Genomic DNA, 19,527 nt, shown 5'->3' on the forward strand with positions numbered 1-19,527 from the left:
TAGGCGCAGTAAAATAAGCGTGTGTAGCACTTATATGTCACAACAAAAAAGGCCCCTTTTTGTTGTTCAGGTGACGTCTTATTAAACGTCGGTGTTCCTTTGACAAAAGAGCCTTTTATTTTTTGAAGGGTCGTCAAGCGCGCCTTCGTCGCTTTTATTTTTTTAACGGCGCTGATTTGTTCTTTTTTATTACGCATGTGCATGTTCTTCAATTCATTTTGCGCGGATAAAAGGGCGCGTCCTTGTTGAACCGCACTGTTCGCATAATAATCATTTAATCCGTAACGTTGCTTTAACCGTTGATGGATGGAGACGGAGCTTAGCCCCTAAGCTCCCGGACCTCCGCTTGATAGCGAAAATGTTTGGCTTGATTAAACACCCGGAGGGTGTGATCCATGGACATAACAAAATCAGGATCAATTTTATGATTATATAAGCGATTTGAAAAAATAGCCTTCATGCCCATGATACCCACCCTCCATTTGTTTTCTGGCGGTCACTGTTGTTGCTTTAATTATAACGTGCAGAATATACGTTTTCCACTTCAAAAATATTCAAAATAAGCGATTCGTCACCCACCTAGTGCTAACGCACTTGAGGAAGGTGTCTTCTCGCTCTAAAACGGTAAAAACAAGTTTTTATTTCAAATATATTACAATTAGGGTATAGTCATAATATGTTCGAAAAATAGGAGGCGTTCTATCAATGAAAAAAGCAAGTTTAATTCCAACAAAAGCCACTATGTTACCTAATTTACGACTTGAAATAACATTTAACAATGGCGAAAAAAAATCCCTTTCAATTTATGACGAAAATATGGTTGCTGGCCCAATTGCCAACACTTGGATTGGTTCAAAGGTAGAGATAAATAAAGATGGCTCCATTCAAGTAAACGATACGCTATTTTCTCTTGAATACGTCCTAGAAAATACAACGACTGAAATCTAAAAATTAAAAACTAAACAAATTTAATTTATTAATAAATAACCTTACATACAACAAAAAACTCTAAATTAGAGTTTTTTGTTGTATGTAAGGTTATTGTCACTGCCAAATACTTTTGAACAATTTGCACTTATTAATTTTGAACAGTTTTTTAGTCACATAGGGGATCACGGTATTTCAAACGATGGCTCTTACCTTGGAATTGAATGGCCTCTGAACGACGGAAGAGTCGATCAAGGATTGCCATTGTAAAGCTTTGGTCACCTAATAAACGTACCTTTTCAAATAATTTATATTAATCGGGTAGGAAGTGGTGATTGGTTCACCTACCGACGCCTCACACCGCTTCTCCCTCACGGAAGACACCCTTGCCATTCGCAAACAGTTTCTATTACCAAGCCTGTAGTGGACCTTCACCACCAAGTTACTAATCATGCCGGGCGCACAAAAAAAGAACCTCTTCGAAAAGAGATTCTTTTGATATTCGCAAAATATTAACGTTTTGAGAATTGTGGTGCACGACGAGCGCCTTTAAGACCTGGCTTCTTACGCTCTTTCATACGAGCGTCACGTGTTAGGAATCCAGCACGCTTAAGCGTTGCACGGTATTCTGGATCTGCTTCTAATAATGCACGAGCTACACCATGACGGATTGCTCCAGCTTGACCTGTGAATCCACCACCATGTACGTTAACTAATACATCGTAAGTACCTTCTGTTTCAGTTGAAACTAAAGGTTGTTTAATGATTGTACGTAATGTCTCATATGGGAAATAGCTTTCCGCATCACGTTTATTTACTGTAATTTGACCAGTCCCAGGTACTAAACGTACGCGAGCTGTTGAACTTTTACGGCGTCCGGTACCGTAGTATTGTACTTGTGCCACTATTCGTTACCTCCTTTAAATTATCCGCGAAGTTCGTAAACTTCTGGTTTTTGTGCTGCATGATTGTGTTCTGCTCCACGGAATACGTGTAGCTTTTTAGCCATTTTACGACCTAATTTACCTTTAGGAAGCATACCTTTGATTGTTAATTCTAACATTTTCTCAGGTTTCTTCTCACGCATTTCACCTGCAGGTACACTTGTTAGACCACCTGGGTGATTTGAGTGACGGTGATACATTTTGTCTTGAAGTTTGTTACCAGTTAATTCGATTTTTTCTGCGTTGATGATAATTACGTGATCACCAGTGTCAACGTGTGGTGTGTAAGTTACTTTATGCTTACCACGTAGTAGTGCAGCTACTTCACTCGCTAAACGACCAAGTGTTTTGCCTTCAGCATCAACTACAAGCCATTTGCGTTCAATGTTAGTTTCATTTGCCATGAAAGTTGTGCGCATATTCATTACCCTCCTGTATATCATGTCTTTCGATGTTTTTGGTCCAATTATATTGGTTTGATCTTATATTCTACACAATTAACTTTCCGGGGCTAATCGTGGTATAGAAATAAAATGCCATAGACCATCTTATCTCAAATAACTTAGATTGTCAATAGCTGTTCGCCCGGTTCCGTTGTTTTTTTCAAAACTTTTTTTAGTTTTTATTGTAAACCACTTTTTTAAGGTATAAACCTTTAGCTGGCGCGGTTTTCCCGAGGGTATTTCTGTCAAGCGTTACAAGTGCTTCCTTTATCACAGTTGGCGATTTACGCCCGTAACCAATGTCAATTAAAGTGCCCACAATGATTCGAACCATATTATATAAAAAACCGTTACCACTCACGCTAAAAACAATCATATTATCTGCTGTTTTTTTACACGTCGCTTGATATATCGTCCGCACTTTAGAATCGGTCACATTGCTATTGGTCGCACAAAAAGCTGTAAAATCATGTGTGCCTACAAGGTATTCGCACGCTTTCTGCATCGCACCTATATTTAGAGGGTGTGATACATGGGCGCTATAATGCCGTTTAAACGGATCCGCTATAGCACTATTGTATATGTGATAGTCATACCATTTCTCCGCTACATCAAATCTGGCATGGAAGTCACCTGATACGCCTATGACACTTAAGACAACGATATCTTCCGGCAACTGCGCATTCAGTGCGCGCACCCAACGTATTTCCGGAATATCTAAATCACTATCAAAATGGAAGGCTTGTCCTAGCGCATGTACGCCCGCATCTGTCCGACCTGATGCGACTATTTTTATTGTTTGACCCTTATGCATCCGTTTAAGTACCGCTTCAACCTCTTGCTGAATCGTTCTCTGATCAGGTTGTATTTGATAACCATGATAATTTGTCCCATCATAACTCATTAGAGCCAAATAGCGCATCTTTCTCACCCTTTATACCTCAATGATTTTCCGTTTTTTTATACCAAGAAACAGGTATTGGTTCAAAATCATCCAACACATGGATGTCATTTTCTAAAAATCCTAACGTTAAATCGGCCATTTTAACAGCATCACCTACATAACAGTGCGCATCACCAAATTGACCTGTCTTCATACAACCAGTGTACAAAAAAGGATCCGTCATTTTAACGTACTTATCAGATATACCGCCTTTTAAATGACGGTAGGTAGCTGCATGTTGCTGAGCGCCGTTAGGTAATTTCACTTTAAACCGAACTGGCCTATCCGTTAGACGATCCGGAATATCCATCCATTCTTCAACGCTATGAAGAAAAGTATTCTTATCCATTCCAACACCGATAAAAAGAAGCTTCGCTTGATAATCATAAAGTTTGCCAAAACACCCATGACGATGACAAGGCGTTCCGTGTGTGTCATCTTTAAGGTACTTCACACTGTTCTCTCCAATAGCTGCGACCGAGTGCGTTGGATGAAGTGAACGACTAACGCCCTCCCGTTTTAAAAACAGATTAGGTAAAATACCCACACACGCTGGCTCATGAAGTGGATCAAAAATAAGTTTCTTCTCACCCATTTGTTCCCACGTATGGGTCGGAAAAATTAATAACCCTTCACTAAAGTAGTCTATAAGGACATCCAAGACCCCTTCAGCACCTGCTTCGACTTCACCTATACTCTTCATAGATGAATGCACTAACACCGTGTCAGACGGCTTAAAACCCATATCAGTTAATTGATTGCTAAGCATATCTTTCGTATACATAACATAGCTCCTTTTGAGTGACATTAAAATAGAAGGCGTCTCGATCTTTAAGTGCTCATAAAATCTAGCATTATCACATATGAGCATGCAATTCGCGTACTTAAAGTCATATTAAGTGTGTAGCTTTTAGCCTCTTAAAACAAACAATCCTGCAATAACAATGAAAAATAAGCAGAAAGCGATATAATCTCGGGAAACAATCGCAAGTTCTCTTAAACGCGTACGGCCCTCTCCACCACGGTAACCTCTCGCTTCCATGGCCATAGCTAACTCTTCCGCCCGTTTAAATGCACTCACAAACAACGGGACAAGTAGTGGAACAACTGCCTGAATCCGTTCTTTTAAAGGCCCCGTTTTAAAATCAACACCTCTAGAAGCTTGCGCTTTAGATATTTTTTCTGTTTCTTGCATTAAGGTTGGAATAAACCTTAAAGAAATAGACATCATTAAAGCTAATTCATGCACAGGAAATTTTATTTTTTTTAACGGATGAAGCAACGTTTCAATCGCATCCGTAATTTCTATTGGTGTTGTAGTCAGTGTTAATAATGACGTTACCAAAATCAATAGAAAGAAACGCAGCGATATTTGAAAGCCTTGAATAAGCGCGCCAGTATATACCGGGAAACCAAGTAAAGTTGTCAATACGTCTCCTTCACGTGTCACAAATAAATGCAATAAAAATGTAAAGACGATCAAGAACCACACCGGTTTTAAGCCCTTTAATAAAAAACGCGGTTTAATTTTTGTAAGCGTCGCTGCTCCTAGGCTAAATACAGTGAGCCATAAGTAACTGGGAGCATTATTCGCAAAAAAGACAATGATGACAAACGTAAATATCATCATAATTTTCGTCCGCGGATCTAATCGATGAACAACTGAGTCAGCCGGAACATACTGACCAATGATGAGTGAACTCGCCATTATTGTCCACCTCCTAATCGATGTTTAATAGTGTCTGCCAGATCATCGACAGATTGCTTCTCATAGTGAATAGTCATCCCTAAACGCTTTTCTAAATCCATTAAAAATTGAATTTCTTCAGGCACATCCAACTGCACCTGCTTTAAGCGTGCTTGTTGAACAAAAATATCTTCTGGTTTACCCTCTAAGTATTTCTTTCCTTGCTCTAATATAATGACATGGTCAGCATATTTTAAGGCATCCTCCATACTGTGGGTAACTAAAATAGTCGTTAAACCTTTTTCATGATGTAATTTATAAAACATATCCATAATTTCTTGTTGACCTCTAGGATCTAGTCCTGCTGTTGGCTCATCAAGTACAAGTACATCTGGTTCCATTGCTAACACACCCGCAATGGCTACCCGGCGCATCTGGCCACCACTCAAGTCAAATGGTGATCGATTAAGTAAAGCAACATCTAAATTAACTGCCTCAAGAATCTTCGGTATACGGGCCTGGATTGTTTCATCCGATGCCCCAAAGTTTTTCGGGCCAAAGGCAATATCTTTTTCAATGGTTTCTTCAAAGAGTTGATGCTCTGGATATTGAAATACAACACCAACTTTTTCACGTAATCCTTTAATATTCGCTGTTTTCTCATCAGCTTTTAAACGGTAATCACCAATGACAACTTCTCCCGATGTCGGTTTAAGTAGACCATTTAAATGCTGAATTAGCGTTGATTTTCCAGAACCTGTATGACCTACAATCGCGACAAATTGACCTGACTTAATATCAAAATCTAATGATTTTAATGCATGGTATTCAAAAGGGCTATTCACTTGATACGTATGACTTACTTGTTTGAATGAAATGTCCATAGTTGATCTAATAGCTCCTTTTGTGTTAATGGTTGTTGAGAAAACTCAAAATCAGTTTGTAAGCGATTCGCTAACTTGGCTGTAAAAGGGACATCTAACCCAATTTGACGTAAAGCCGTTTCTTGCTTAAACAGTTCCCGAGGTACCGTTTCGAGCCAAACCTCACCATCATTCATGACAATCACCCGGTCTGCGCCAGTAATTTCATTTAAATCATGCGTAATGCTCACAAGATTTACTTTCGTTTCACGTCTTAAATCATTGACGGTCGTCATAATTTCTTTTCTACCACGTGGGTCAAGCATTGCCGTAGCCTCATCTAAAATAATCAAGTTAGGCTGTATTGCTAGAACCCCCGCAATAGCGACCCGTTGCTTTTGCCCACCCGAAAGACGATGGGGTTCATGTAATAAGTAGTCGGTCATCCTCACACTTAATAAGCTTTCTTCGATCCGTTTAATCATGATGTTTCGATCAATACCTCTATTTTCTAATCCAAAAGCAACATCGTCTCTTACTGTGGTACCTACAAATTGATTATCAGGATTCTGAAAAACCATCCCCACTTTCTCACGTACATCCCATACTGTGTCTGGCGTTACTTTAATGCCGTGCACATATATTTCGCCCTCATCCGGGAAGAGTAAACCATTCATTAATTTAGCAATTGTTGATTTACCAGAACCGTTATGACCTAAAATAGCCACCCACTCATCTTGTTTAATCGAAAAATTAACATTTTTCAAGACCCATGGCTGATCTTCTGCGTATCGAAACGAGACATTATTGAATATTACTTGTTCTGTTGTCATCCTCATTCCCCCAATATCGACAAATTATTTCCTAGGAAATGATTTATCTTTCTCTATGGTTTAGACGTTCATTTTTTACTTCTTCAAGTGCTTATTTTATCACACTCTCTAAACAATTGCTTAAACAATAGCTAAATTAATCCATGGTTAACGCTCACTTAGGACACCAATAAATCGAAGCTTACTTAACTTATCCGGCTACAAAAAAAGGGCCTGGAGTCACCTCGTAAGAGGTCATCCTGCCCTTCATTCATCTTATTAAGTTAGACTAACTCAATAATCGCCATTTTAGCTCCGTCACCACGACGCTCTCCAAGTTTTAATACGCGAGTATATCCACCTTGGCGGTCTTCGTAACGTTTTGCGACATCATTAAATAACTTCTGTACAGCATCTTCAGTTTCACTTGCATCTTTACGATAAAGGAATGAAGCTGCTTGACGGCGAGCATGAAGGTCACCACGTTTACCTAATGTAATCATTTTCTCAACTACTGAACGTAGATCTTTAGCTTTCGCTTCAGTTGTTTCAATGCGTTCATGAATAATCAAGTCAGTTGCAAGGTTACGAAGTAATGCCATACGTGCATCAGTCGTTCTCCCTAGTTTTCTAGCCATCGATTATCCCTCCTTTTGTTTAAATCTCGATCAAGTTTAAGACTATTCTTCTTTACGAAGGCCAAGTCCTAAGTCTGTTAACTTATTCTTCACTTCTTCAAGTGATTTACGACCTAAGTTACGAACTTTCATCATATCGTCTTCAGATTTATCAGCAAGTTCTTGAACACTATTAATTCCTGCACGTTTTAAGCAGTTATAAGAGCGTACAGATAAATCTAATTCTTCGATTGTCATTTCTAGTACTTTTTCTTTTTGGTCTTCTTCTTTTTCGATCATGATTTCCGCATTTTGTGCTTCATCAGTTAAACCAACAAAAATGTTTAAGTGTTCTGTTAGAATCTTTGCCCCTAAAGACGTTGCTTCTTCAGGACGGATACTTCCATCAGTCCACACATCTAATGTTAATTTATCGAAATTAGTCATCTGACCTACACGTGTATTTTCAACTTGGAAAGTACAGCGTGTGACTGGAGTGAAGATCGAATCCACTGGAATAACTCCAATTGGCTGATCATCATGATTGTTGGCGTCTGCCGGACGGTAGCCACGGCCACGCTCTGCAGTCATTTTCATGCGTAAGTGCGCATTAGCACCTAAAGTGGCGATGTGCAATTCCGGATTAAGAATTTCCACATCACTATCATAAGTAATGTCTGCCGCTGTTACAACACCCTCACCTGATACATCAATTTCAAGCGTCTTCGTCTCTTCTGAGTAGATCTTAAGCGCAAGTTTTTTTAGGTTCAGAATGATAGCTGTAACATCTTCAACAACCCCATCGATTGTTGAGAATTCATGAAGGACGCCATCGACTTGGATAGATGTCACTGCAGCACCTGGTAGTGAGGATAATAGAATACGACGCAAGGAGTTTCCTAGTGTAGTCCCATATCCACGCTCTAGTGGTTCTACGACAAATTTTCCAAAAGTAGCATCATCACTGATTTCTACAATTTCTATTTTCGGTTTTTCGATCTCAATCATTTATAAAACCCTCCTTTGAACGTCGAAACCCCGGTTAGACGACGTCTAACCGAAATTCCTCAGGTAGGCAGTTCCCGTATCTGCACTATCTTTTATTCGTATTTTTCTGTCAGAACTTTTCTGCTTAATTAAAACTATTAAAGTTTTAAGTCTTTAATCTGTTTTACCGAAAGCATTTATCATCCATTATAGACAAGCTGACAAATCCTATACGGATAAAATTATACACGGCGACGTTTTGGTGGGCGACAACCATTGTGAGGAACTGGTGTTACGTCAACAATGGCAGTAACTTCGATACCTACAGCTTGAAGTGAACGAATTGCAGCTTCACGACCAGCACCAGGACCTTTTACAGTTACTTCTAATGATTTAATGCCATGCTCTTGAGCTGTTTTTGCTGCTGATTCTGCTGCCATTTGCGCTGCAAACGGCGTAGATTTACGTGAACCTTTGAAACCTAATGCACCAGCACTGCTCCAAGCAATCGCATTACCTTGAACATCAGTAATTGTGACAATAGTGTTGTTAAATGTTGAACGGATATGTGCAATACCCGTGTCAATATTCTTTTTCACACGCTTCTTACGTGTATTAGTTTTACGAGCCATTAGAATCATTAACCTCCTTTAGAGCTTATTTCTTTTTATTAGCGATTGTTCTACTTGGTCCTTTACGTGTACGTGCGTTGTTCTTAGTCTTTTGACCACGAACTGGCAACCCACGACGGTGGCGTAAACCACGGTATGAACCGATTTCGATTAGACGTTTAATGTTAAGTGAAACTTCACGACGAAGATCCCCTTCAGTATTAAACTTGTCTACTTCTGTACGAATACGTGTTAACTCATCTTCAGTTAAATCACGTACACGTGTATCTTCCGATACGTCAGCAGCTTTAAGGATTTCTTGAGCTGTTGTTTTTCCGATACCATAAATGTAAGTTAAAGAAATTACTACACGTTTCTCACGTGGAACATCAATACCTGCAATACGTGCCATACTATCATTGCACCTCCTTATTGATTAGCCTTGTTTTTGTTTATGCTTAGGGTTTTCGCAAATTACCATAACTTTGCCGTTACGACGAATAACCTTACATTTTTCGCATATTGGTTTTACAGATGGTCTTACCTTCATCACCCATACCTCCTCTATATTCGGAGCTTATCATTATTTATAACGGTACGTAATACGCCCTCTTGTTAAATCGTATGGAGAAAGTTCAACCGTTACTTTGTCACCAGGTAAAATTCGGATAAAGTGCATACGAATTTTACCTGAAACATGAGCTAGAACGGTGTGACCATTCTCTAATTCAACTTTGAACATTGCATTAGGTAGCGTGTCAACCACGGTACCTTCTACTTCAATTGCATCGTCTTTGGCCATTGAGTTGATCTCCCTTCTTCAAATCAGTCACTACTTCTTTGAGAAATTTTGATATAGCAAACCGTAGCTTACCATTCGTAACGCGACCTGTTTCTAGAAGGCTATTTTGAACCTCAGGAGAAATAAAATCCATCGGTACGATATGACTAAAGTTCTTCTTCTTTGGTCGATCATACTTCCGTTTCTCTCCGTCTGCAAGCAGCACAAAATGATCATCAACAATCTCGATGACGATGGCAAATTGACCTGCTTCTCGTCCTTTGAAGATTTGAACTACTTGACCGATCTTGGGACGCGACTCCGTATCATTCAAACATGATCACCTTCACTTAAGTTTTAGTTATAAAAGATAACGAACTTATTCATTGAAAACATGTTGATTCTCAAGCTTATATTCTACCATGTTTTTGTGCACACGTCCAACGATTAGAAAAATATCCGAACCAAGAACGGTGCTAAGTGTATCTTAATTTCATGAAGTACATCTGTGCTTCATGACCATCAGTTGATGGTTGCTATATCATTGGTGCAAATCGTACCACGAAATGGCGTGCATGTTCGTGGCAAATTTCGCACGATAACAGTTTATGCTAACGTTTGAAGTTTTTTATCTAAATCTTCAAACACAACATTAATGTCTTGATCACCGTTTATATTCATTAGGTAATTTTTGTCTTCATAAAAATCTAGTAATGGTTGCTGCTGTGCAATGTTCACTTCTAGACGTTTAGAAACTGTTTCTGGACGATCATCTTCCCGTTGAATAAGATCAGCTCCATCATGATCACATTTCCCCTCAACCTTAGGTGGGTTATAGAGAACATGATATGTTGCACCACATTCAGGACAGACGCGACGACCGGTTAAACGGTCAACAAGTTTCTCCTGTGGTACATCAACATGTAAAACAAAATCTAACGGTGAGTTAAGATCTTTTAATAAAGTTTCGAGCGCTTCTGCTTGTGCAATTGTGCGCGGAAAACCATCTAATAAATAACCTTTCTCACAGTCCGGTTTCTCTAATCGTTCTTTTACAATCCCAATTGTAACTTCATCAGGAACAAGTTCACCTTTATCCATAAACGACTTTGCTTTTTTACCAAGGTCAGTTCCTTCTTTAATTGCTGAACGGAACATATCTCCAGTCGAAATATGAGGGATCTGATATTTATCTACTATCTTTTCAGCTTGTGTGCCCTTACCGGCACCTGGAAGACCCATTAGAATTAAATTCACTGCAATTCCCCTCGCTCTCATTCATTAACATAGTAGTAGCGACTATTTATTTAATAAAGCCTTTATAATGGCGTTTTACTAATTGACTTTCTAGTTGTTTCATTGTTTGCAGTGCTACACCAACAACGATCAGCATACTTGTACCACCAATTTGGACAGACTGTGGAAGACCCGCAAGTCCACCTAAAATGATTGGTAACACAGCAACTGATGCTAAGAAAATCGCCCCTACAAAGGTTAAACGATATAAAACACGAGTAAGATACGTTTCTGTTTTCTTACCAGGACGGATTCCAGGAATGTAACCACCTTGTTTTTTCAAGTTCTCTGCCATTTGCTCAGGGTTAGACTGAACAAATGTGTAGAAATATGAAAAGGCAATGATAAGAACAACATAAATGACCATCCCAATAGGTTGAGTGTAATCAAAAATGCGTTCGATGGTACCAGCAAAACCGCCATCGAAGAAACTTGCAATCGTTCTTGGTGCCATAATAAATGACACAGCGAAGATAACAGGGATAACACCCGCTGTATTCACCTTAAGTGGCAAGTGTGTTGAATGACCACCAACTGGTGAACGATTGACTAAACGCTTTGCATATTGAATGGGAATTTTCCGTGTTGCTTGTTGGATGAAGATAACACCAACTGTAACACCTAATACAACTAACGCAATCAAGGCAACGATCACAACGTTAATGAATAACTCATCATCATTAGCACCTGCAAAATATTGCGTAAAGACTTGATTGATTGTATTCGGAATAGCAGCAACAATACCTGCAAAGATAATAATTGAAATGCCGTTCCCAACACCATATGCAGTAATTTGCTCGCCTAACCACATTAAGAAAGCTGTACCTGCTGTTAATACAAGCGCAATGACTAAGAATTTATCAATGCCTGGATCAGTAATTAAACCGCCACCAGCCATTGCATTAAATCCAACTGACATAGCAATTGCTTGAATGAATGCAAGTACAATCGTTGCATAACGTGTAACTTGAGCTAATTTACGTCGACCAACTTCACCTTGTTTTTTCCACTCAGCAAATTTTGGTACGACATCCATTTGTAATAACTGCATAATAATTGAAGCAGTGATATAAGGCATAATCCCCATAGCTAAGATGGAGAAGTTTTGTAATGCGCCGCCCCCAAATGTGTTTAGGAAACCAAACACATTTTGTTGGTCATTCATGAAACCAATCGCCGTGCGATCAGTGAAAGGTACCGGTATAAAGGTACCTAACCGAAACACAACCAACATCAACAATGTAAACAGAATCTTGTCTCTGATATCCTTCACCCGAAAGAAATTGGAGATAGTTTGGAACATTAGATCACCTCAGTTTGACCGCCCGCTGCCTCAATTGCTTCTTTTGCTGAAGCAGAGAACTTGTGAGCTTTTACAGTAAGTTTCTTTTCAATCGAACCGTTTCCAAGAACTTTAATGCCAGCTTTTAACTTGCTTACAAGACCTGTCTCAAGTAAAAGCTCAGGTGTTACTTCTGTACCTTCTTCAAATGTATTTAGTGCTGATAAGTTGATTACAGCATATTCTTTGCGATTGATATTTGTAAAACCGCGTTTTGGTAAACGTTGGAATAAAGGCATTTGGCCCCCTTCAAATCCTGGGCGAGTACCTCCGCCAGAACGAGAGTTTTGACCGCCATGTCCGCGACCTGAAGTCTTTCCGTTACCAGAGGACATTCCACGACCTACACGATTTCTACTCTTACGAGTTTGTGATGGCTTCAATTCATGAAGTTTCATGCGAGCACCTCCTCTTTGCGCTAAATTAATTTACTTCTTTCACCGTTACTAAGTGTGATACTTTATTGATGATACCTCTTACCGCAGGTGTATCTTCACGTACAACGGATTGATTGATTTTGTTTAAGCCTAAAGCTTTAACAGTTTGCTTTTGTGTTTCAGTTCTACCGATAACACTGCGCGTGAGGGTAATTTCTAACTTATTAGCCATTTATTTTCCCTCCTTATCCTAACAGTTCTTCTACTGATTTACCGCGTAATTTGGCGATTTGCTCTGCAGGTCTAAGTTCAGATAAACCTTTAACAGTCGCACGTACCATGTTAATTGGTGTGTTTGATCCTAATGACTTAGAAACGATATCACCAATACCAGCTAATTCAAGCACGGCACGAACAGGTCCACCAGCGATAACTCCAGTACCTTCTGGAGCTGGTTTAATTAAAATGCTTCCAGCACCAAAGCGTCCAGTAATCTCGTGAGGTGTTGTTGTACCTACACGTGGAACTTCGATTAAGTTTTTCTTAGCGTCATCAATTGCCTTTTTAATAGCATCTGGAACTTCTTGTGCTTTACCAGTACCAAAGCCAACGTGACCATTTTTATCTCCTACAACCACTAAAGCCGCAAAACGGAAACGACGTCCACCTTTTACTACTTTAGCTACACGGTTGATTGTAACAACGCGTTCTTCTAAATCTAAATTGTTTGGGTCGATATAGTTACGCAATGTATGTCCCTCCTTTTACTATTAAAATTCAAGACCTGCCTCACGGGCAGCATCTGCTAATGCTTGTACACGTCCGTGATAGAGGTAGCCTCCACGGTCAAATACCACGTTCTTGTGGCCTTTATCTAATGCGCGTGTCGCGATTAATGTTCCTACTTGTTTAGCTGCTTCAATGTTGCCAGTCGCTTCACCTTCGAATGCTTTGTCAACAGTTGATGCACTTGCTAATGTTACACCATTTACGTCATCAATTAATTGTGCGTAAATATTTTTGTTTGAACGATATACGTTTAAACGTGGGCGTTCAGGCGTTCCAAAAAGGTTTTTACGTACACGTAAATGTCTTTTCTTACGCACCATGTTTTTATCTGGCTTTGTGATCATCTAGGTCACTCCTTTCTGTTCCCTAACTAACCTAACGTGACATTAAGTTATCAGATTAAGCTGCCTTATTTAGCAGTTTTACCTTCTTTACGACGAACATATTCATCCACATAACGAATACCTTTACCTTTGTAAGGTTCTGGTTTACGTACGGCACGAATGTCAGCAGCTATAGCACCAACTAATTGCTTGTCAATACCTTTAACGATGACTTTTGTGTTCGCAGGTACTTCGATTTCAATACCTTCTGGTTGATCAATCTCAACTGGGTGAGAATAACCAGCGTTTAATACAAGTTTGTTACCTTGCTTAGCAGCACGGTAACCAACACCTTGGATTTCTAATGCTTTTTCAAATCCTTTGTGTACACCTTCAACCATATTTGCGATCAGGCTGCGAGTTGTACCGTGTAAAGATTTGTGTAATTTATTATCTGACGGTCTTGCAACCGTTAATTCATTACCATCGATGTTAATTGTCATATCTTCGTGAAGTTGACGAGTTAAAGTACCTTTAGGACCCTTAACTGTCACAAGGTTGTTTTCATTTTTGATCTCAACACCTTCAGGAATTTCGATAACTTTAAGACCTATACGTGACATCTACATGGCACCTCCTATCTTAATTAAAAACTACTTACCAAACGTATGCGAGAACCTCGCCACCAATAGCTTGCTCACGCGCTTCTTTATCTGTAAGAATACCTTTTGAAGTTGAAACGACTGCGATACCAAGTCCGTTAAGTACACGTGGAAGCTCATCAGCTTTAGCGTATACACGTAGACCAGGTTTAGAAATACGTTTCAATCCAGTAATTACACGTTCATCAGCTGCACCGTATTTCAAGAACATACGAAGTACACCTTGTTTATCATCTTTAATCACTTCGTAATCGCGAATAAAGCCCTCACGTTTTAAAATATCTGCAATCTGAGTTTTGATGTTTGATGCAGGAAGCTCAAGCTTCTCATGGCGGACCATATTAGCATTACGAATACGTGTTAACATATCTGCAATTGGATCTGACATTGTCATAAAATTTACCTCCTTCCCTAAATCGGGTTTTACCAGCTTGCTTTTTTGACACCAGGAATTTGACCTTTATAGGCAAGTTCTCGGAAACAAATACGGCAAAGTTTGAATTTACGATAAACTGAGTGTGGACGTCCACAACGCTCACAGCGGGTATATTCTTGTACTTTGTACTTAGGTGTCCGCTTTTGCTTTGCAACCATAGATTTTTTAGCCACTGTTTTCCCTCCTTGTTTTAGCCTGTTAGCTTATTTTTGGAAAGGCATGCCAAGTGAAGTTAATAGTTCACGTGCTTCTTCGTCAGTGTTAGCAGTTGTAACGATGACGATATCCATACCACGAACCTTGCTTACTTGATCATAATCTATTTCCGGGAAAATCAATTGTTCTTTAACACCTAGTGTGTAGTTCCCACGACCATCGAATGATTTGCTAGAAATACCTCGGAAGTCACGTACACGTGGAAGAGATACATCGATAAGTTTTTGTAGAAACTCATACATACGCTCACCACGAAGGGTTACTTTAGCCCCGATTGGCATACCCTCACGTAAACGGAATCCTGCAATTGATTTTTTAGCTTTAGTGATTAACGGTTGTTGACCTGAAAGCAGCTTTAACTCTTCTACAGCAGCATCAAGTGCTTTTGAGTTCTGTACTGCATCACCAACACCCATGTTGATTACGATTTTTTCTACTTTCGGTACTTGCATAACCGAATCATAGTTAAATTTTTCTGTTAGAGATGATACGATATCTTTTTGATATTTTGCTTTTAATGCGTTCATCTGAGTAGCCCTCCTTTCGTCGCTAATTATTTATCTAACGATTCACCAGATTTTTTAGCGATTCGAACTTTCTTTCCATCACGTACTTCATATCCGACACGAGTTGGCTCGCCTGATTTTGGATCGATTGGTAATACATTAGAAACATGGATCGGCGCTTCTTTTTCAAGAATACCGCCCTGTGGATTATCTTGTGAAGGTTTTTGGTGTTTCTTTACGATGTTCACACCTTCAACAAGTACACGTTCTTTTTTAGGGTAAGCTTCAAGGATTACACCTTGTTTACCTTTATCTTTACCAGATAACACTTGTACTTTATCACCTTTTTTTACATGCATGCTAGACGCACCTCCTTACAAGGCTTTTCATTAAAACGAGTATAGTTTACTTTTAAGTTGAACTTACAGTACCTCTGGAGCTAATGAAACGATTTTCATGAACTTCGCATCACGTAATTCACGTGCTACAGGACCAAAGATACGCGTTCCTCTTGGACTTTTATCATCACGGATGATAACCGCTGCATTTTCGTCAAACTTGATATAAGAACCGTCTTTACGACGCACACCAGACTTAGTGCGGACGATAACAGCTTTTACAACTTCACCTTTTTTGACAACGCCACCAGGTGTTGCTTGTTTCACCGTACAAACGATTACGTCACCGATATTAGCAGTTTTACGACCAGATCCGCCTAAAACTTTAATCGTTAAGACTTCACGTGCGCCAGAGTTGTCTGCTACTTTCAAACGAGATTCTTGTTGAATCATACTGTTGTTACCTCCCTTCGGAATCAATCCGAGCGATTCTTTTCAATTAAATAATTACGGCTTCTTCTACTACTTCTACTAGACGGAAACGTTTAGTTTTAGATAGTGGACGAGTTTCCATAATTGTTACGATATCATTCATTTTTGCTTGGTTGTTTTCATCATGTGCTTTGTACTTTTTAGAGTACTTTACACGCTTACCATATAATTTATGGAATTTATAAGTTTCTACTAATACTGTAATTGTTTTATCTGTTTTATCAGAAACAACACGGCCAGTATACACTTTACGATTATTACGTTCTGTCATTTGAGGCTAACCTCCTCTCAAGTTTACTAGTTATTTACGCTAAGCTCTCTTTCACGAACGACAGTTTTCATACGAGCAATTGACTTACGAACTTCACGAAGACGTGCAGTGTTTTCCAATTGACCTGTAGCTAACTGAAAGCGTAGGTTGAAGAGCTCTTCTTTTAATGACTTGATTTTTTGTTCAATTTCGGCAGTGGTTAGTTCTCTGATTTCATTAGCCTTCATTGATTTCACCACCAATTTCTTCACGTTTTACGAACTTAGTTTTAATTGGAAGTTTGTGTGCTGCTAGACGAAGTGCCTCTCTCGCAACTTCCTCTGAAACTCCCGCGATTTCAAACATAATCTTACCTGGTTTTACTACTGCTACCCATCCTTCAGGAGCACCTTTACCAGAACCCATACGAACTTCTAAAGGTTTTTTAGTGTAAGGCTTGTCTGGGAAAATCTTGATCCAAACTTTACCACCACGTTTCATGTAACGAGTCATCGCGATACGAGCAGACTCGATTTGACGACTTGTAATCCATGCAGCATCAACTGCTTGTAATCCGTATTCACCAAATGCTACTTCCGTACCACCTTTGGCTTTACCTTTTAAACTTGTACGATGTTGTCTACGATATTTAACACGTTTAGGCATTAACATAAGTTGTGCCCCCTTCCTTACTTATTATTTTTAGTTGGAAGGACTTCACCACGGTAGATCCACACTTTAACACCTAATTTACCATAAGTAGTGTCTGCTTCTGCAGTACCATAATCGATATCAGCACGAAGTGTGTGTAGTGGAACAGTTCCTTCACTGTAACTTTCCGCACGAGCCATATCTGCGCCACCAAGACGACCAGATACTTGAGTACGAATACCTTTAGCTCCCATACGCATAGCACGTTGAATAACTTGCTTTTGCGCACGACGGAATGATACACGGTTTTCTAATTGACGTGCAATGTTGTCAGCTACTAATTTAGCATCCATATCAGGTTTTTTGATTTCTACGATGTTGATGTGTACTCTCTTACCTGTTAATTCATTTAATGTTTTACGAAGTGCTTCAACTTCAGAACCACCCTTACCAATTACCATACCAGGCTTAGCAGTTGAAATTGAAATATTAACGCGATTCGCCGCACGCTCGATTTCTACTTTAGATACTGATGCATCTTGTAGACGAGTCTCTACGTAATCACGGATCTTAATATCTTCGTGTAATAAGTCTGCATAATCTTTGTCAGCATACCATTTTGAATCCCAGTCACGGATAATGCCAACACGAAGTCCTATCGGATTAACTTTTTGACCCACTGATTAGCCCTCCTTCTTTTCTGATACAACCACTGTAATGTGGCTTGTTCTCTTATTGATTGCACTTGCACGGCCTTGTGCACGTGGACGGAAACGTTTAAGGGTTACCCCTTCGTTTACGAATGCTTCAGAAACGTAAAGGTTTTCTACGTTCATATCATAATTATGTTCTGCATTTGCGATCGCAGAGTTTAATACTTTTTCTACAACTGGGCTTGCGCCACGTTGTGTGTTTTTTAATATTGCAATTGCTTCTCCAACATTTTTGCCTCGAATTAAATCAATGACTAAACGAACCTTGCGAGGAGCAATTCTAACAGTTTTTGCAACAGCTTTTGCTTGCATCAAGAGCGCCTCCTCTCCAATTAGCGTTTTGTTTTCTTGTCATCGCCCGCATGTCCTTTGAACGTGCGTGTTGGTGCGAATTCACCTAATTTATGTCCAACCATATCTTCTGTTACGTAAACCGGTACGTGTTTGCGACCGTCATAAACAGCGATAGTATGTCCTACAAAGTTAGGGAAAATAGTAGAACGACGAGACCAAGATTTTACAACTTGCTTCTTGTTGTCTTCGTTCAATTTTTCAATCTTTTTCATCAAATGGTCATCTACGAAAGGTCCCTTTTTTAAGCTACGACCCATACATAAACCTCCCTTCGTGATTGTCGGACGGGTGTAAATGCCCGCCTTTCAACCCCGTTATTTTTTGCGTTTACGAACGATAAATTTATCTGATTGCTTATTACGCTTACGCGTTTTCTTACCAAGAGTTGGTTTACCCCATGGTGACATTGGTGATTTACGACCGATTGGTGCGCGTCCTTCACCACCACCGTGCGGGTGATCGTTAGGGTTCATTACAGAACCACGAACTGTTGGGCGGATACCTTTCCAACGTGAACGACCTGCTTTACCGATACGGATAAGTTCGTGTTCAACATTACCTACTTGACCTACAGTAGCGCGGCAAGTACCTAATACTAAACGAACCTCACCTGAAGCTAAACGTACAAGTACGTATTTTTCTTCACGACCTAGGATTTGTGCTTCAGCACCAGCTGAACGCGCCAATTGTCCTCCACGGCCTGGTTTTAATTCGATATTATGGATAACCGTACCCACTGGAATACTCATAAGTGGTAGAGCATTACCTACTTTAATATCTGCATCTTCTCCTGAGAAGATTTGTTGTCCTACTTCAATACCTTTCGGAGCTAAGATATAACGTTTTTCACCATCTGCATAGTTAATTAACGCAATGTTAGCTGAACGGTTTGGATCGTACTCGATAGTAGCAACGCGACCTGGTATACCATCTTTGTCACGTTTAAAATCGATGACACGGTATTGACGCTTATGGCCACCACCTTGATGACGAACCGTTAATTTACCTTGGTTGTTACGACCACCACGTTTTGAAAGTGGTTGTAATAGTGATTTTTCCGGCTTATCAGTCGTGATTTCTGCGAAATCAGACGTTGACATGTTACGTCTACCGTTAGAAGTTGCTTTATACTTCTTAATCGCCATCTTTTTTCCCTCCTTCTCTAAC

Annotated in this window: 36 protein-coding genes and 1 pseudogene; 1 reads left to right on the forward strand and 36 read right to left on the reverse strand. The window is 39.6% G+C overall.

The features are described 5' to 3' along the window. Window positions 1-197, reverse strand: a 197-nt coding sequence (locus BM163_RS07440; RefSeq protein WP_143088197.1) for a hypothetical protein, incomplete at its 3' end; no start/stop codon positions are given. 122 nt (window positions 198-319) lie between these two features. After that, window positions 320-466 carry a hypothetical protein gene (locus BM163_RS13770; RefSeq protein ID WP_177200257.1) on the reverse strand — a complete coding sequence of 49 codons (147 nt, stop codon included), beginning with the start codon at window positions 464-466 and terminating at the stop codon, window positions 320-322. Window positions 467-705: 239 nt separating this feature from the next. On the opposite strand from BM163_RS13770, the gene BM163_RS07445 reads away from it, so the two are divergent. Next, window positions 706-948, forward strand: a complete 243-nt coding sequence (locus BM163_RS07445; RefSeq protein WP_089801765.1) for a hypothetical protein — start codon at window positions 706-708, stop codon at window positions 946-948. A 148-nt stretch (window positions 949-1,096) separates the two neighbouring features. Here BM163_RS07445 and BM163_RS13880 read toward each other — a convergent pair. The 34 genes and pseudogenes from BM163_RS13880 to rplB all read right to left on the reverse strand — a co-directional run. Then, window positions 1,097-1,207, reverse strand: a pseudogene (locus tag BM163_RS13880) (ATP-binding protein); the annotation flags it as partial. 232 nt (window positions 1,208-1,439) lie between these two features. Continuing rightward, a complete protein-coding gene (rpsI, locus tag BM163_RS07450) occupies window positions 1,440-1,832 on the reverse strand; it encodes a 30S ribosomal protein S9 (protein WP_089801767.1) in 393 nt (130 codons plus the stop codon). Between the two features lie 20 nt (window positions 1,833-1,852). Then, entirely contained in the window at window positions 1,853-2,290 is a 438-nt protein-coding gene (gene rplM / locus BM163_RS07455) for a 50S ribosomal protein L13 (protein WP_089801769.1), read from the reverse strand. A 196-nt stretch (window positions 2,291-2,486) separates the two neighbouring features. Continuing rightward, window positions 2,487-3,236 carry a tRNA pseudouridine(38-40) synthase TruA gene (gene truA, locus BM163_RS07460; RefSeq protein ID WP_089801772.1) on the reverse strand — a complete coding sequence of 250 codons (750 nt, stop codon included), beginning with the start codon at window positions 3,234-3,236 and terminating at the stop codon, window positions 2,487-2,489. A 19-nt stretch (window positions 3,237-3,255) separates the two neighbouring features. Continuing rightward, entirely contained in the window at window positions 3,256-4,041 is a 786-nt protein-coding gene (locus BM163_RS07465) for an AAC(3) family N-acetyltransferase (RefSeq protein ID WP_170243684.1), read from the reverse strand. Between the two features lie 126 nt (window positions 4,042-4,167). Continuing rightward, window positions 4,168-4,965: an energy-coupling factor transporter transmembrane component T family protein gene (locus BM163_RS07470; protein WP_089801776.1), complete on the reverse strand. Its 798-nt coding sequence runs from the start codon at window positions 4,963-4,965 to the stop codon at window positions 4,168-4,170. Next, complete coding sequence (locus BM163_RS07475; RefSeq protein ID WP_089801778.1) at window positions 4,965-5,828, reverse strand: energy-coupling factor ABC transporter ATP-binding protein; 864 nt, start codon at window positions 5,826-5,828, stop codon at window positions 4,965-4,967. Before BM163_RS07475 ends, BM163_RS07470 begins: the two co-directional genes overlap by 1 nt. Continuing rightward, a complete protein-coding gene (locus BM163_RS07480; RefSeq protein ID WP_089801780.1) occupies window positions 5,804-6,640 on the reverse strand; it encodes an energy-coupling factor ABC transporter ATP-binding protein in 837 nt (278 codons plus the stop codon). The genes BM163_RS07475 and BM163_RS07480 overlap by 25 nt, the downstream gene beginning before the upstream one ends. Window positions 6,641-6,903: 263 nt before the next feature. After that, window positions 6,904-7,257 carry a 50S ribosomal protein L17 gene (gene rplQ / locus BM163_RS07485; protein WP_062321816.1) on the reverse strand — a complete coding sequence of 118 codons (354 nt, stop codon included), beginning with the start codon at window positions 7,255-7,257 and terminating at the stop codon, window positions 6,904-6,906. Between the two features lie 42 nt (window positions 7,258-7,299). Further along, complete coding sequence (locus tag BM163_RS07490) at window positions 7,300-8,244, reverse strand: DNA-directed RNA polymerase subunit alpha (RefSeq protein WP_089801781.1); 945 nt, start codon at window positions 8,242-8,244, stop codon at window positions 7,300-7,302. A gap of 221 nt (window positions 8,245-8,465) precedes the next feature. After that, on the reverse strand, window positions 8,466-8,855 hold the full coding sequence (gene rpsK / locus BM163_RS07495) for a 30S ribosomal protein S11 (RefSeq protein ID WP_089801783.1): 390 nt from the start codon (window positions 8,853-8,855) through the stop codon (window positions 8,466-8,468). A gap of 25 nt (window positions 8,856-8,880) precedes the next feature. Next, a complete protein-coding gene (gene rpsM, locus BM163_RS07500) occupies window positions 8,881-9,246 on the reverse strand; it encodes a 30S ribosomal protein S13 (RefSeq protein WP_089801785.1) in 366 nt (121 codons plus the stop codon). 24 nt (window positions 9,247-9,270) lie between these two features. After that, the gene (gene rpmJ, locus BM163_RS07505) at window positions 9,271-9,384 is read right to left on the reverse strand and encodes a 50S ribosomal protein L36 (protein WP_017473641.1); all 114 of its coding nucleotides are present in this window, start codon (window positions 9,382-9,384) and stop codon (window positions 9,271-9,273) included. A gap of 33 nt (window positions 9,385-9,417) precedes the next feature. Then, window positions 9,418-9,636: a translation initiation factor IF-1 gene (gene infA, locus BM163_RS07510; protein ID WP_062321807.1), complete on the reverse strand. Its 219-nt coding sequence runs from the start codon at window positions 9,634-9,636 to the stop codon at window positions 9,418-9,420. Next, window positions 9,614-9,949 (reverse strand): KOW domain-containing RNA-binding protein, encoded by a 336-nt coding sequence (locus BM163_RS07515; protein ID WP_089801787.1) that lies wholly within the window; start codon window positions 9,947-9,949, stop codon window positions 9,614-9,616. The genes infA and BM163_RS07515 overlap by 23 nt, the downstream gene beginning before the upstream one ends. Window positions 9,950-10,221: 272 nt before the next feature. Further along, window positions 10,222-10,872 carry an adenylate kinase gene (locus BM163_RS07520; RefSeq protein ID WP_089801789.1) on the reverse strand — a complete coding sequence of 217 codons (651 nt, stop codon included), beginning with the start codon at window positions 10,870-10,872 and terminating at the stop codon, window positions 10,222-10,224. A gap of 46 nt (window positions 10,873-10,918) precedes the next feature. Next, entirely contained in the window at window positions 10,919-12,214 is a 1,296-nt protein-coding gene (gene secY / locus BM163_RS07525; RefSeq protein WP_089801791.1) for a preprotein translocase subunit SecY, read from the reverse strand. Continuing rightward, window positions 12,214-12,651: a 50S ribosomal protein L15 gene (gene rplO / locus BM163_RS07530; protein WP_089801793.1), complete on the reverse strand. Its 438-nt coding sequence runs from the start codon at window positions 12,649-12,651 to the stop codon at window positions 12,214-12,216. Before rplO ends, secY begins: the two co-directional genes overlap by 1 nt. A gap of 25 nt (window positions 12,652-12,676) precedes the next feature. Continuing rightward, a complete protein-coding gene (gene rpmD, locus BM163_RS07535) occupies window positions 12,677-12,862 on the reverse strand; it encodes a 50S ribosomal protein L30 (protein WP_089801795.1) in 186 nt (61 codons plus the stop codon). A 13-nt stretch (window positions 12,863-12,875) separates the two neighbouring features. Beyond that, window positions 12,876-13,379, reverse strand: a complete 504-nt coding sequence (rpsE, locus tag BM163_RS07540; RefSeq protein ID WP_089801796.1) for a 30S ribosomal protein S5 — start codon at window positions 13,377-13,379, stop codon at window positions 12,876-12,878. A 21-nt stretch (window positions 13,380-13,400) separates the two neighbouring features. After that, window positions 13,401-13,763, reverse strand: coding sequence for a 50S ribosomal protein L18 (gene rplR, locus BM163_RS07545; protein ID WP_089801798.1), 363 nt, complete (start codon window positions 13,761-13,763; stop codon window positions 13,401-13,403). A gap of 65 nt (window positions 13,764-13,828) precedes the next feature. After that, complete coding sequence (gene rplF, locus BM163_RS07550; RefSeq protein ID WP_089801800.1) at window positions 13,829-14,365, reverse strand: 50S ribosomal protein L6; 537 nt, start codon at window positions 14,363-14,365, stop codon at window positions 13,829-13,831. Window positions 14,366-14,399: 34 nt separating this feature from the next. Beyond that, a complete protein-coding gene (gene rpsH / locus BM163_RS07555; protein WP_062321788.1) occupies window positions 14,400-14,798 on the reverse strand; it encodes a 30S ribosomal protein S8 in 399 nt (132 codons plus the stop codon). Window positions 14,799-14,827: 29 nt separating this feature from the next. Next, window positions 14,828-15,013 (reverse strand): type Z 30S ribosomal protein S14, encoded by a 186-nt coding sequence (locus BM163_RS07560; protein WP_089801802.1) that lies wholly within the window; start codon window positions 15,011-15,013, stop codon window positions 14,828-14,830. A gap of 30 nt (window positions 15,014-15,043) precedes the next feature. Beyond that, entirely contained in the window at window positions 15,044-15,583 is a 540-nt protein-coding gene (gene rplE, locus BM163_RS07565) for a 50S ribosomal protein L5 (protein ID WP_089801804.1), read from the reverse strand. Between the two features lie 26 nt (window positions 15,584-15,609). Then, window positions 15,610-15,921, reverse strand: a complete 312-nt coding sequence (gene rplX / locus BM163_RS07570) for a 50S ribosomal protein L24 (RefSeq protein ID WP_089801806.1) — start codon at window positions 15,919-15,921, stop codon at window positions 15,610-15,612. 63 nt (window positions 15,922-15,984) lie between these two features. Continuing rightward, window positions 15,985-16,353, reverse strand: a complete 369-nt coding sequence (gene rplN / locus BM163_RS07575) for a 50S ribosomal protein L14 (RefSeq protein WP_089801808.1) — start codon at window positions 16,351-16,353, stop codon at window positions 15,985-15,987. A gap of 46 nt (window positions 16,354-16,399) precedes the next feature. Next, window positions 16,400-16,663, reverse strand: a complete 264-nt coding sequence (gene rpsQ / locus BM163_RS07580; protein WP_089801809.1) for a 30S ribosomal protein S17 — start codon at window positions 16,661-16,663, stop codon at window positions 16,400-16,402. 26 nt (window positions 16,664-16,689) lie between these two features. Then, window positions 16,690-16,890, reverse strand: coding sequence for a 50S ribosomal protein L29 (gene rpmC / locus BM163_RS07585; RefSeq protein WP_018934219.1), 201 nt, complete (start codon window positions 16,888-16,890; stop codon window positions 16,690-16,692). After that, window positions 16,880-17,314, reverse strand: coding sequence for a 50S ribosomal protein L16 (gene rplP, locus BM163_RS07590; RefSeq protein WP_089801812.1), 435 nt, complete (start codon window positions 17,312-17,314; stop codon window positions 16,880-16,882). The genes rpmC and rplP overlap by 11 nt, the downstream gene beginning before the upstream one ends. A 17-nt stretch (window positions 17,315-17,331) precedes the next feature. Beyond that, complete coding sequence (gene rpsC, locus BM163_RS07595; RefSeq protein WP_089801814.1) at window positions 17,332-17,973, reverse strand: 30S ribosomal protein S3; 642 nt, start codon at window positions 17,971-17,973, stop codon at window positions 17,332-17,334. Between the two features lie 3 nt (window positions 17,974-17,976). Beyond that, on the reverse strand, window positions 17,977-18,318 hold the full coding sequence (gene rplV / locus BM163_RS07600; protein WP_089801816.1) for a 50S ribosomal protein L22: 342 nt from the start codon (window positions 18,316-18,318) through the stop codon (window positions 17,977-17,979). A 20-nt stretch (window positions 18,319-18,338) separates the two neighbouring features. After that, window positions 18,339-18,617 (reverse strand): 30S ribosomal protein S19, encoded by a 279-nt coding sequence (gene rpsS, locus BM163_RS07605; protein ID WP_089801818.1) that lies wholly within the window; start codon window positions 18,615-18,617, stop codon window positions 18,339-18,341. A gap of 57 nt (window positions 18,618-18,674) precedes the next feature. Next, on the reverse strand, window positions 18,675-19,505 hold the full coding sequence (gene rplB, locus BM163_RS07610) for a 50S ribosomal protein L2 (protein ID WP_089801820.1): 831 nt from the start codon (window positions 19,503-19,505) through the stop codon (window positions 18,675-18,677). Between the last annotated feature and the right edge of the window lie 22 nt (window positions 19,506-19,527).

This window comes from Halolactibacillus alkaliphilus (assembly GCF_900115465.1).
Taxonomy (GTDB): Bacteria; Bacillota; Bacilli; order Bacillales; family Amphibacillaceae; genus Halolactibacillus; species Halolactibacillus alkaliphilus.

Excerpts from the sequence above, each read along its gene's own strand:
- rplE (WP_089801804.1), bottom strand. The coding sequence starts at position 15,583 with ATGAACGCATTAAAAGCAAAATATCAAAAAGATATCGTATCATCTCTA.
- rpmC (WP_018934219.1), bottom strand. The coding sequence starts at position 16,890 with ATGAAGGCTAATGAAATCAGAGAACTAACCACTGCCGAAATTGAACAA.
- rplQ (WP_062321816.1), bottom strand. The coding sequence starts at position 7,257 with ATGGCTAGAAAACTAGGGAGAACGACTGATGCACGTATGGCATTACTT.
- rpsQ (WP_089801809.1), bottom strand. The coding sequence starts at position 16,663 with ATGACAGAACGTAATAATCGTAAAGTGTATACTGGCCGTGTTGTTTCT.
- secY (WP_089801791.1), bottom strand. The coding sequence starts at position 12,214 with ATGTTCCAAACTATCTCCAATTTCTTTCGGGTGAAGGATATCAGAGAC.
- rpsK (WP_089801783.1), bottom strand. The coding sequence starts at position 8,855 with ATGGCTCGTAAAACTAATACACGTAAGAAGCGTGTGAAAAAGAATATT.
- rplR (WP_089801798.1), bottom strand. The coding sequence starts at position 13,763 with ATGATCACAAAGCCAGATAAAAACATGGTGCGTAAGAAAAGACATTTA.
- rplX (WP_089801806.1), bottom strand. The coding sequence starts at position 15,921 with ATGCATGTAAAAAAAGGTGATAAAGTACAAGTGTTATCTGGTAAAGAT.
- BM163_RS07480 (WP_089801780.1), bottom strand. The coding sequence starts at position 6,640 with ATGACAACAGAACAAGTAATATTCAATAATGTCTCGTTTCGATACGCA.
- rplM (WP_089801769.1), bottom strand. The coding sequence starts at position 2,290 with ATGCGCACAACTTTCATGGCAAATGAAACTAACATTGAACGCAAATGG.
- rpmD (WP_089801795.1), bottom strand. The coding sequence starts at position 12,862 with ATGGCTAATAAGTTAGAAATTACCCTCACGCGCAGTGTTATCGGTAGA.
- rplN (WP_089801808.1), bottom strand. The coding sequence starts at position 16,353 with ATGATTCAACAAGAATCTCGTTTGAAAGTAGCAGACAACTCTGGCGCA.
- rplB (WP_089801820.1), bottom strand. The coding sequence starts at position 19,505 with ATGGCGATTAAGAAGTATAAAGCAACTTCTAACGGTAGACGTAACATG.
- BM163_RS07470 (WP_089801776.1), bottom strand. The coding sequence starts at position 4,965 with ATGGCGAGTTCACTCATCATTGGTCAGTATGTTCCGGCTGACTCAGTT.
- rpsS (WP_089801818.1), bottom strand. The coding sequence starts at position 18,617 with ATGGGTCGTAGCTTAAAAAAGGGACCTTTCGTAGATGACCATTTGATG.
- rplO (WP_089801793.1), bottom strand. The coding sequence starts at position 12,651 with ATGAAACTTCATGAATTGAAGCCATCACAAACTCGTAAGAGTAGAAAT.
- rplP (WP_089801812.1), bottom strand. The coding sequence starts at position 17,314 with ATGTTAATGCCTAAACGTGTTAAATATCGTAGACAACATCGTACAAGT.
- truA (WP_089801772.1), bottom strand. The coding sequence starts at position 3,236 with ATGCGCTATTTGGCTCTAATGAGTTATGATGGGACAAATTATCATGGT.
- BM163_RS07465 (WP_170243684.1), bottom strand. The coding sequence starts at position 4,041 with ATGTATACGAAAGATATGCTTAGCAATCAATTAACTGATATGGGTTTT.
- rpsH (WP_062321788.1), bottom strand. The coding sequence starts at position 14,798 with ATGACAATGTCAGATCCAATTGCAGATATGTTAACACGTATTCGTAAT.
- infA (WP_062321807.1), bottom strand. The coding sequence starts at position 9,636 with ATGGCCAAAGACGATGCAATTGAAGTAGAAGGTACCGTGGTTGACACG.
- rplV (WP_089801816.1), bottom strand. The coding sequence starts at position 18,318 with ATGCAAGCAAAAGCTGTTGCAAAAACTGTTAGAATTGCTCCTCGCAAG.
- BM163_RS07445 (WP_089801765.1), top strand. The coding sequence starts at position 706 with ATGAAAAAAGCAAGTTTAATTCCAACAAAAGCCACTATGTTACCTAAT.
- BM163_RS07475 (WP_089801778.1), bottom strand. The coding sequence starts at position 5,828 with ATGGACATTTCATTCAAACAAGTAAGTCATACGTATCAAGTGAATAGC.
- rpmJ (WP_017473641.1), bottom strand. The coding sequence starts at position 9,384 with ATGAAGGTAAGACCATCTGTAAAACCAATATGCGAAAAATGTAAGGTT.
- rplF (WP_089801800.1), bottom strand. The coding sequence starts at position 14,365 with ATGTCACGTATAGGTCTTAAAGTTATCGAAATTCCTGAAGGTGTTGAG.
- BM163_RS07490 (WP_089801781.1), bottom strand. The coding sequence starts at position 8,244 with ATGATTGAGATCGAAAAACCGAAAATAGAAATTGTAGAAATCAGTGAT.
- BM163_RS13770 (WP_177200257.1), bottom strand. The coding sequence starts at position 466 with ATGGGCATGAAGGCTATTTTTTCAAATCGCTTATATAATCATAAAATT.
- rpsM (WP_089801785.1), bottom strand. The coding sequence starts at position 9,246 with ATGGCACGTATTGCAGGTATTGATGTTCCACGTGAGAAACGTGTAGTA.